We start from the raw sequence: 10659 nt of genomic DNA on the forward strand, positions 1-10659 counted from the left end.
GTACGGTGCCTCGTTCTACGGTGATTCGCATGTGTGTGGTGCTGCGCCGTTGGATTTCTTCACCGATCAGAAGTTGGTCGTGACCCGATGGTGAGCACCATGCGGCGCACCGGTGGGAACGCGACATGAACTCCGCGGTCGTCATCGACGCGGTCCGGTCGCCGATGGGCCGAGCCCGCCCGGCTGGCGCACTGGTCGGTGTTCACCCGGTCGAGCTTCTGGCGCAGGTGGTTTCCGCGCTGGTGGAGCGAACGGCGGTGGATCCCGGCGCGGTCGACGATCTTCTGGTCGGGTGTGTCACCCAGTCGTCCGAACAGTCCGGCAACATCGGGCGGATGGCGTGGCTGGCGGCCGGGCTGCCGGAGCAGGTGCCGTCCGTGACCATCGAGCGCAAGTGCGGCTCCGGTCAGCAGGCGTTGCAGTTCGCGGCGCAAGGCGTGATGGCGGGGTCCTACGACATCGTGATCGCGGCCGGTATCGAGTCGATGAGCCGTGTGCCGATGGGATCGAATCGTCAGCGCGCGGACATCTACGGTCCCTCGGTGAACGAGCGGTACGCTCCGGGACTGCTACCCCAGGGTGTCGCAGCCGAACTGATCGCGCACCGGTGGAATCTCGACCGGAAACAACTCGACGAGTTCGCGGCACGCTCACATCAACTCGCGGCACGGGCGGACTCCGCCGACGCTTTCGTACGCGAGATCGTACCTATTCGCGTGCCGGCCACAGACGAGATGGTGCACCGGGACGAGACTATCCGTCCCGGTACCATCCCCGACTCGATCGGGGCGCTGACGCCATCCTTCCGCACCGAGGAGTACGCCGACCGGTTCCCGGAATTGCAATGGCACGTCACGCCGGCAAACTCGTCGCAGTTGACCGACGGCGCCAGCGCGGTGCTGATCGCCAGCGAACGGGCAGCCAGACGGATGGGCTGGCGTCCCCGAGCCCGGCTCCGGTCCTTCTATGCCTGCGGTGACGATCCGTTGATGATGCTCACGGCGCCAATCGCGGCGACACGGGAGATCCTGGCCCGAACCGGTCTGGGCATCGATCAGATCGATCACTTCGAGGTCAACGAGGCCTTCGCCTCCGTGCCGCTGGCGTGGCAGTCGGATCTCGAGGTCAACATCGATCTCCTGAATCCGCGAGGGGGAGCGATCGCGCTCGGTCATCCGCTCGGAGCGACGGGTTGCCGGTTGCTGACGACGATGTTGCACGCGATGGAAGACGCCGACCAGAGACGCGGGTTGCAGACGGTATGCGAGGCGGGCGGCATGGCAAACGCCCTGATTCTGGAAAGAGATTGACGGGTGCGGGACGCCCTTCCCAGAGCGTCCCGCCCCTCCCATTGAGAAGGCAGGAGCACTCCCATGAGCGACAGAGTCCGTCTGGACAGCGTGGTGCGGGCGATCGCCGACATCGCGGCCGGTAAGGCGGTTGTGGTCGTCGACGACGAGGACCGGGAGAACGAAGGTGACATCATCTTCGCCGCGGAGAAGGCCACACCAGAGTTGATGGCGTTCACCATTCGGTATTCCAGTGGGGTGATCTGTGTGCCGATGGCGCCTCAGATGCTCGACCGGCTGGACATTCCGTTGATGACGGCGCACAACCAGGATCGAATGCGCACGGCGTACACGGTGTCAGTGGACGCGGCCGACGGTGTGAGTACGGGGATCAGTGCGGCCGATCGGGCGCGGACCGCCCGGGTGCTCGCCGATGCCGGTTCGGTGCCTCCGGATCTGACGCGGCCCGGACACGTGTTCCCGCTTCGCTACCGCGAGGGCGGGGTGTTGGTGCGGCGCGGCCATACCGAGGCCGCAGTCGATCTGGCCACGATGGCGGGGTTGGCCCCGGCCGGTGTGCTGGTGGAGGTCGTCAACGACGACGGCACCATGAAACGGGCTCCTGAACTGCGGGAATTCGCTGACTCCCACGGTCTGGCGATGATCTCCATCGACAGTCTCGTGGCGTACCGGCGCCGGCACGAGTTGCTCGTGGAAAGGGTTGCGGCGACCCGGCTGCCGACACGGCACGGCGACTTCACTGCGTTCGGATATCGCGTGGAAACCGACGGCACCGAGCACATCGCGCTCGTGCACGGGGACATCTCGGATGCCGCCCCGGTTCTGACACGAGTGCATTCGGAGTGCCTGACCGGTGACGTCTTCGGCTCGTGTCGCTGCGATTGCGGGCCGCAATTGACCGAAGCGATGGAGCGGATCAGATGCGAAGGCCGCGGTGTGGTGATCTACCTGCGCGGGCACGAAGGGCGCGGCATCGGGCTGGCGGCGAAGCTGCAGGCCTACAGTCTGCAGGACTTCGGCCGGGACACCGTCGACGCGAATCTGGATCTCGGTCTGCCGATCGATGCCCGGCACTACGGGGCGGCTGCGCAGATCGTGCGAGATCTGGGTATCGGTTCGGTGCGATTGCTGACGAACAATCCGCAGAAGGTGACCTGTCTGCAGGATGCAGGCATCGAGGTCGCGGCGCGCGTTCCGCTACTGCCACGTCCGAACGACCATAATCTCGGTTACCTGCAGACCAAACGGGACCGGATGGGTCACGACCTCCCCGACCTGTGTCCGCCGGCGACTCCCGTGAGGGAGCGCAGCATCACCACCTTCGGCTGAGCAACAGCCTGGCTTGCCCTCACAGAGGGAAAGGAGATCGTCCGCCGGATGCGCTGTGCGTACTTACTCGATCGTGCCGGAATCCCCGCCGCTAAGTCGGACTGCCAGCCGATCGTTGGAATCGGAAAGGATAGTCCATTCACGCGCGTGACCTCGGCATCCATCCCCGGACTTGCACTCATGACGCGTTCGATGAGCGGTGAGAGCGCATGGGAGTTGAACTCGGTGAAACCACGCTGTAGAACAGACATCGTATAGCGGGCACGATTCGTCAAGAGGTGGCGCATGACTGTACGGCCGACTTCTTTCGGATTGGCCGATCGGCTCTGCGCATCGGACGCGCCCGTCAATTCAGCCTCCTGCGGAATGCGCCAGTTCGATAACGGATGCGGCCATGCCCGAAACTGAGCCATCCGCGGACATCGGAGAGCAAGGCAAGGCACGGCGCGGCAAATCCGGAAATCTTCCACTGGACCTGACCAGCTTCGTTGGCCGTCGGCACGAACTGGCAGACACCCGCCAGTTGCTGTCCGAATCACGGCTGGTGACCCTCATCGGCGCCGGCGCCGGCGGCGTGGGCAAGACCCGGCTCGCCCTGCGAATCGCCGACGTTTCGCGCAGGACATACGACGATGGAGTCTGGTTCGTCGAACTGGGGGAACTACACGACGAGGACCTGCTCGCACAGGCCGTGTCGGGTGCGCTGGGTTTGCAGGATCACTCCGTCCGACCGCCCATGACCGTGCTCACCGAACAACTGGCGGAGAAACGGATCCTGTTAGTCCTGGACAATTGCGAGCATCTGGTCGAGGCAGTTGCGGGTGTTGCACAGGTCGTACTGCGGACGTGCCCGGGTGTCCAAATCCTCGCCACGAGCCGTGCGTCGCTCGACATTCGTGGGGAGGTAGTGGTACGAGTACCCCCGCTGTCCCTGCCGGAGCTGACGCGATCGACAGCGACGCTACGCGAGATCTCCCGATATGACGCGGTGACCCTGTTCGAGCAGCGTGCGAACGCCGCAGTGCCGGGTTTCACGCTCACCGAAAACAACATGGGAACGGTGGCTGAAATCTGCCGGCGTGTGGAAGGCCTGCCCCTGCCGATCGAGCTGGCTGCGGCACGATTGCGGGCGATGTCGGTCGAGCAGATAGTGGAGCGCCTCGGCGACAGACTCCGACTTCTCACGCTGGGTGGCAGAGGAACACCGACGCGGCAGCAGACCTTGAGGTTGTGCATCGACTGGAGCTATGACCTGTGCTCGCCACAGGAACAGTGGTTATGGGCTCGACTGGCGGTGTTCGCCGGTGGTTTCGAGCTCGACGCTGCCGAGGGGGTCCTCGCCGTAGACCCGCCGGAAGGGGAGTTACTCGATCTGCTCACGTCTCTGATCGATAAGTCGGTCTTGATCCGCGAAGAGGTCGGCTCGGTGGTGCGGTATCGACTGCTGGACACGATTCGTGAATACGGACGAGAGAAGTTAGACAAAGCCGGTGGATACCGGGAGCTTCGACAAAGGCATAGAGATTGGTACGAGCAACTCGTGCTACGGGCGAAGTCCGAATGGATCGGTCCGCTGCAGGTAGAGTGGATCGCCAGACTCGATCGCGAGCAACCGAATCTTCGCGACGCGATGGAGTTCTGCCTCAGCGAAGACACCGACGCAGAAGCGGGCATGCGAATCGTCACTGCGATGTATCAATTCTGGTTCGTGCGAAGGTCTTTCAGCGAAGGCCGACACTGGCTCGATCGTGCACTCACCAGTCAGGAAAATCAGCAGCCCTTCGACCGGATCGAAGCATTGTGTACCAGTAGCATGCTGGCCGCGTTGCAGGGCGACGTTGCCGCCGGCACTGTCTCGACGGACCAGGCACGGCTGCTGGCTGCCCGGGTCGGGGATGCCGGCCTCGATGCGTCGGTCGCCTTCGCGGAGGGGTGCCTCGCCATCTCCAACGGAGAGCTTCGGAACGGTATCCCCAGCCTCGAAAACGCGATCAACGTCTTCCGTTCCGAAGGCGATCTCAACCAACTGGTGCCGGCACTGGTCTGGCTCGCGCTCGCCTTCGAGATGGCCGGCGACATCGAGCGAGCTACAGCGAGCTACGAGGAGCTCATCGCGCTCACCGAGTCGCGGGGGGAAAGAATATGGCGAGCAATGGCGCTGTGTGACTACGGATTCGCGATGTGGCAGCACGGACAACGTGAGCGCGGAACCGCGCTCCTCGAAGACGGTTTGAGGCTGTCCCGGATGGTGGGAAGTCAGCTGAGCTACGCCTGGGCGCTCGAGCAAATTGCGTGGACTGACGTCGAACAGAGGCCGGAGCGGTCCACGGTGCTGCTGGGCGCTGCGGACGCACTCTTCAGCGCTATCGGTGGTCGCGCACCCGGTCTGACAAACCCTGCCACTTTGCATGAGAAGTCGCGCCAGCACGCTCGAACCTCTCTCGGGGAAAGAGCGTTTGAGGCCGCAATGAAGCGAGGCGCAGCGCTGAGCGCGGATGAGGCGGTTGCCTACGCCTTGGGTGAACAGCCGCGAGCCGAGGTGCCCGCGACGAGTAGCGAGGCACTCAGCCTGACCCGACGCGAGCAACAAGTGGCTGAACTGGTCGCCGACGGATTGAGTAACAGGGCAATTGCCGACCGGCTTGTGATTTCCCAACGCACCGTCGAAGGTCACGTCGAGCACGCCCTCGTCAAACTTGGCTTCACCTCGCGTACGCAAATTGCCGCGTGGATCCACGAGCAGAAATCCGGCCGTTGAGCCACCCTTTCGTCCGAGCTGGGCTGATCTGATCTAGAGGGCCCGCGATCTGACGGCGCCTCTCTTTGGCCAAGTCTGGGCGCATGTCCGGCGGCAAAACGGCGGTGACGTGGCCGGTCCGAAGGGCCGGTGTGTGGGTGTCAGCGCCGCGAGTCGATGCATACAGTTCGACCTAACTGATATGGGCGGGTGGCCGTTCCTGACCAGCCGGCGACCTGGCATGCCAGGTCGCGGACCCTCGCTGTGCCCACCTACGTGGTACGTGGGTAGGGCCAATAGGTAGTGGATAGGTAGTTTCCCGCTGGTACCGAGGCGTGGCTGCAGCGATTCTCTTGTGATGGGTATCACCTGAACGGCTGAGCTTCCGAGAGTCAGCCTTCGGGCACGCAATTGGATAGTAATGCGGTCCTTGTCCGAATTATGGGCGAGCGCCAATGGACTTGGAGTGAAATGAAGCTGGATTTGCTGTATGCGTTGACGAATCGTTCGGGTGAGTTGTCCTGGCATGAGGTGCTGGAGGCGACGCGGCGGCATGCCGTGATGGCGGATGAGCTCGGGTATGACCGTATTTGGTTGGGGGAGCATCACTTCGATGTGGATGGTACGGATGCGAGTCCGAATCCGATCATGTTGGCGACGGACCTGGCCGCGCGGACGAGCCGGATCCGGTTCGGGATGGCGGCGGTATCGCTGACTCTGTGGCATCCGTTGAGGGTGGCGGAGGATCTCGCGATCTTGGACCATTTCAGTGACGGTCGCCTCGATGTGGCGTTCGGTCGGGGAATTCTGCCGATCGAGGTGATGAACCTCAATCCGGAGGCGAATCGCTGGAACGGCAGCGGGGACAGTTACGGGATCTTCGACGAAAACCTGGCGATCGTGAAGGGGATCTGGACCGATCGCCAGTTCAGTTGGCGGGGTCCGCGGTACACGTTCCCGGAGCCGGGCACGAAGTTCATCCACTCGCCCGGTGCGCCCGATCCGGAAGGCTGGGTCGGCGAAGACGGCGTGCTTCAAGCGTTCGGGATCACTCCGCAGCCGTACCAGCAGCCGATGCCGCCGCTGTTCGCGGTGACCGAGACCGTGGAGGGATTCCGGCGCGCCGCGCGCAACGGTATGAAGCCGATCACCTGGTATCCCACCGGGCAGGTTCTCCACAACCTCTGCGGGCTCTACCGCGACGAGCGGGCCGCGGTCACCGGTGTCACCCCGCCGCTCGGCGAGGACGTCGCGGTACTGCGTATGGCCTACGTCGCGGACACGGACGAGGAGGCGCGGCGCATCGCGGAGCCGGCGGTGGTGGAGTTCTTCGAGTTCATCTGCCGGGTTCGGGGTATCGGGGTGTTTCTCGATGCGGACGAGGACCCGAACGATCCCAAGTACAAGGAGATGGCTCCGTGGGATCTGATGTTCGATCGGGATCACCTGTTCATCGGTTCGCCGGACACCGTGCTCGAGAAGATGACGCGGATGTCGAAGTCGCACGGCATCGGGAACTGGCTGCTGCAGATGGGTGTGCCGGGCATCGCGCACGAGGACGTCGACAGATCCCTGAAGCTGTTCGCCGCGGAGTGCATGCCCGCGCTCCGCAGCCTCGATTCCACGGCTGTCGCCGCGAACTGACCTACCCCTCATCTCACCGAAGGAACAACAATGACGGACTACCTCAACCCAGGCGATCTTCCTTACCCGCGGTTCGGCATGAATCCGGGTGTGGCGACCCAGGACTACGTGTTCTGCGGTGGTATGGCGCTGGATCTGGAGACGCTCGCTCGTAAGCCGGAGGCCGACACCATCGCGAACGAGGCGAAGATCGCGCTCGGGGAGATTCGGGGGATCCTCGAGGCTGCCGGCTGCACGCTCGGGGATGTTGTGAAGACGACCTGTTATCTGGCCGACGATGCGTATCGCAAGGAGTTCTGGACCGCGTACACCGAGGTCTTCGGGGATGGCCCGTATCCGGCGCGCACCACGCTCGTCGTGGGCATCGCCGGCGATTGCCGCGTCGAGATCGACGCCGTCGCGATCCGACCACGGAACCAGCGGTAGGACCGCGCGAGGAGAATGTCCGGCTGTGCGACCGACAAGTCGTCGACGATGCGCAACTCGACCATGAAGCCATCGGTGAGCCCGCTCGACCGGAACGGGTCGCCGCCCCACCTGACGGCGTCCTACCCAGGACGCCCGAATCCGAAGTCTTGTCTTCGTCGGATTGCCCTCGAATCAGAGGCTCCGCAGATTATTCGACCGATCCGTGAGAAGGCGGGTCGCTAAAGAGAGGAACACCTGCGATGGAGTTCGGTATTTTCATTCCCAGTGCTCGGAATGGCTACATCATTTCCGAGGCTGCTCCACAGTATTCGCCGACGTACTCGCACATGAGGGAGATCATCCAGGCGGGAGAGGAAAGCGGGTTCTCATTTGCCCTGTCGTTGTCGGCGCTGCGCGGGCACGGTGGTACGACGGGGTTTTGGGACGACGCACTGGAGTCGATGACACAGATGGCTGCCCTTGCCCGGGATACGACGACGATGAAGCTGATTGGCTCCGTGAATATTCTGGCGATCCATCCGGCGATCGCTGCGCGGATGGCCGTGACGATCGACCAGATCAGCGAGGGGCGCTTCTCACTCAACATCGTTCCCGGCGGCTGGCACCCCCGTGAGCTCGAGGTCATGAATGTGTGGCCTGGCTATGAATACAACAGCTACCGTTGGGAGTACGCGGGTGAATACTGCCAGGTGGTGCGCGAGCTCTGGGAGAATGGCGTCTCGAACTTCAAGGGCAAGCATTTCCAGTATGACGATCTGCGGATGGGCCCGAAGCCGGATAGTCACGTGAACATCGTGTGTGCCGGCGCCTCGGACGACGCCATCGCATTCACCACGAAGTACGCCGACTACTCGTTCCGCCTGGCCTGGGGAGGCGTGGACGCCCTCGAGGATGTCGTGGGCAGGTTCAACGAGCAGATGGAGAACGCGGGGCGGACCATCCGGCCATTCGTGGCATTGGGTGTCGTCCTCGCTGACACCGACGAGGAAGCGGAAGCAAAGCTGCAGACCTACATCGACAGCCCGGATCGGGGTGTGATGGAGTACATGATCGGGCAGGCATCCACCGATTCCGCCAAGGGCGGCACCTCAGAGATCCTCGCCGGGGTCGACGCCAAGGGATTCGTGCAGTTCTCGACGGACTTCATTACTGGTTCCCCGGAGAGCATCGCGCGCCAGCTCGACGAGTGGGCCGAACTCGATGTCGCTGGATACATGCTGATCTTCCCGGATTACGTGGAGGACATCAAGCGGATGGGTCGTGAGGTGTTCCCGCTGATGAAGAACTTCACGGCGGCGCAGACGCTGCAGAACGCCTGAGACTTTCCCGCGCCTCGAGCTCCCAAATGCGGGCCGCCACATGATCTGGCCAGGGCTGTGTGGCGGCTTAGGGCGGCAACCCTCCGTCGTGAGAGTGCCGAGAACCTGTTAATGCAATGAAGATGAGGATGGAACAATGTCCACAACGCTGCTCAGTGAAGAACTGAGGACGAACATCAAGAAGGCCGAGAGGATGCTGATCGGCTTCGAGTGGGTGGACGCGTCCACCGCCGAAACAATCGCGGTGGAGGATCCCGCGACCGGGGAGGTCGTTGCTCATGTCCCGGCCGGTAACGCCCAGGATGTCGACCGCGCGGTCTCGGTTGCGTGCGAAGCATTCCGCGGCCCGTGGCGCCGGCTGACTCCGCAGGAACGTGGCAGATTGCTGTGGAAGCTGGCGGATCTGATCGAGGACCGTGCGCAGGAGTTCGCAGAGTTGGAGTCGCTCGACGCGGGGATGACGATCGGCGAGGCCAGATACGTCGATGTGGCGTTCTCAGTCGACGTGTTGCGGTATTACGCAGGATGGCCGACCAAGATCACCGGGGACACGATCCCGGTGTCGTTTCCGACGAACTTCGGCGGGCCTTATCACTCGTACACGCTGCGCGAGCCCCTTGGTGTGGTGGGGTGCATCGTGCCGTGGAATCTCCCTTTGATGATGGCGGTCAAAAAGATTGCGCCGGCACTCGCGACGGGAAATACGGTCGTTGTCAAGCCGGCCGAGCAGACTCCGCTGTCGATCGCACTGCTGGGCGAGTTGGTGCTCGAGGCCGGTTTCCCCGAGGGGGTCTTCAACTATGTCACCGGATACGGGGAGACCGTAGGGGCCGCACTGGTCGAGCATCCAGACGTAAACAAGATCAGTTTCACCGGCTCGGGACCGACGGGGAAGGCGATCATCAAGGCGGCCACGGGCAACCTCAAGCGCGTCTCCCTCGAGTTGGGCGGGAAGTCACCAAATATCATTTTCGGCGACGCCGATCTGGGGAAGGCGATTCCGTCGGCCGCGCTGGCAATCTTCGCCTGCCAAGGTGAGAGTTGCGTCGCCGGGTCGCGTCTGTACGCGCACCGCTCGGTGTTTCAGGATGTGGTCAACGGGTTGGTCGAGGCGGCCGACAGCATCCAATTGGGCCGCGGCCTGGATGCGGCGTCGCAGATGGGTCCGCTGATTTCGGCGGAGCACCGGGACCGGGTGCTCGGCTTCATCGAACTCGCCCGCAGCGAGGGAGCCGAGATCGTCACCGGCGGCTCTACGTGGGGGAACGAAGGCTATTTCGTCGAGCCGACCGTCTTGGCGAATGTCGGCACGGACTCGAAAGTACTGCGGGAGGAAATCTTCGGTCCGGTTCTGACGATTGTGCCGTTCGACACCGAGGACGAGGTGCTGGCGCTGGCGAACGATTCGCACTACGGACTCGGTGCGGGGGTGTGGACCCGGGACCTCGGCCGCGCGCACCGTGTAGCCGCGGGAATCGAGGCGGGTCAGGTTTGGGTGAACTGCTATCAAACGGTGGATGCGGCGTTGCCGTTCGGTGGGCACAAGCAGTCGGGGCTGGGTCGGGAGACCTGCAAGGAGAGTCTCGACGAGTATCTCGAGCTCAAGACAGTCGTCGTCGACCTGTCGTAGACCATGGGAACGTACGGCTCCATAGTCGTCGGTGGCGCCGGCGCTGGGTCATAGTCGCCCACGTCTGACCGAGAACTCACCGGTGTCGGTCTTGCCGGTTCGCGGTCGTCGGAGCCACCTACCAACGATTTTCGAGTAGTGAGGGTTTGAAAATAGTGACAATCACTGATGTGGATTTGACGGCTGTGTGTTTGATTGGTGGTCGGTGGGTGCCGGGTTCGGGGGTGGATGCCATTGAGGTGTTCAATCCTGCTACGGGGC

7 protein-coding genes are annotated in these 10659 nt (G+C 63.3%); all 7 read left to right on the plus strand.

Annotated elements, in window-relative coordinates; translation table 11 throughout:
* The first annotated feature begins 125 nt into the window (after nt 1–125).
* The 7 genes from ACFTWF_RS44535 to ACFTWF_RS44565 all read left to right on the plus strand — a co-directional run bounded on the left by ACFTWF_RS44535 (nt 126) and on the right by ACFTWF_RS44565 (nt 10398).
* Nucleotides 126–1310, plus strand: coding sequence for a thiolase family protein (locus ACFTWF_RS44535; protein WP_378467444.1), 1185 nt, complete (start codon nt 126–128; stop codon nt 1308–1310).
* Nucleotides 1311–1373: 63 nt separating this feature from the next.
* A complete protein-coding gene (locus tag ACFTWF_RS44540) occupies nt 1374–2639 on the plus strand; it encodes a bifunctional 3,4-dihydroxy-2-butanone-4-phosphate synthase/GTP cyclohydrolase II (RefSeq protein WP_378467445.1) in 1266 nt (421 codons plus the stop codon).
* A 394-nt stretch (nt 2640–3033) separates the two neighbouring features.
* Nucleotides 3034–5397 (plus strand): ATP-binding protein, encoded by a 2364-nt coding sequence (locus ACFTWF_RS44545; RefSeq protein ID WP_378467446.1) that lies wholly within the window; start codon nt 3034–3036, stop codon nt 5395–5397.
* A 450-nt stretch (nt 5398–5847) separates the two neighbouring features.
* Complete coding sequence (locus tag ACFTWF_RS44550) at nt 5848–7020, plus strand: LLM class flavin-dependent oxidoreductase (protein WP_378467447.1); 1173 nt, start codon at nt 5848–5850, stop codon at nt 7018–7020.
* A gap of 30 nt (nt 7021–7050) precedes the next feature.
* A complete protein-coding gene (locus ACFTWF_RS44555; RefSeq protein ID WP_378467448.1) occupies nt 7051–7446 on the plus strand; it encodes a RidA family protein in 396 nt (131 codons plus the stop codon).
* 242 nt (nt 7447–7688) lie between these two features.
* Nucleotides 7689–8768, plus strand: coding sequence for an LLM class flavin-dependent oxidoreductase (locus ACFTWF_RS44560; RefSeq protein ID WP_378467449.1), 1080 nt, complete (start codon nt 7689–7691; stop codon nt 8766–8768).
* 136 nt (nt 8769–8904) lie between these two features.
* Nucleotides 8905–10398: an aldehyde dehydrogenase family protein gene (locus tag ACFTWF_RS44565; protein WP_378467450.1), complete on the plus strand. Its 1494-nt coding sequence runs from the start codon at nt 8905–8907 to the stop codon at nt 10396–10398.
* The last annotated feature ends 261 nt before the right edge of the window (nt 10399–10659 follow it).

It is taken from the genome of Rhodococcus sp. NPDC056960 (genome assembly GCF_042674125.1).
Taxonomy (GTDB): Bacteria; Actinomycetota; Actinomycetes; order Mycobacteriales; family Mycobacteriaceae; genus Rhodococcus_F.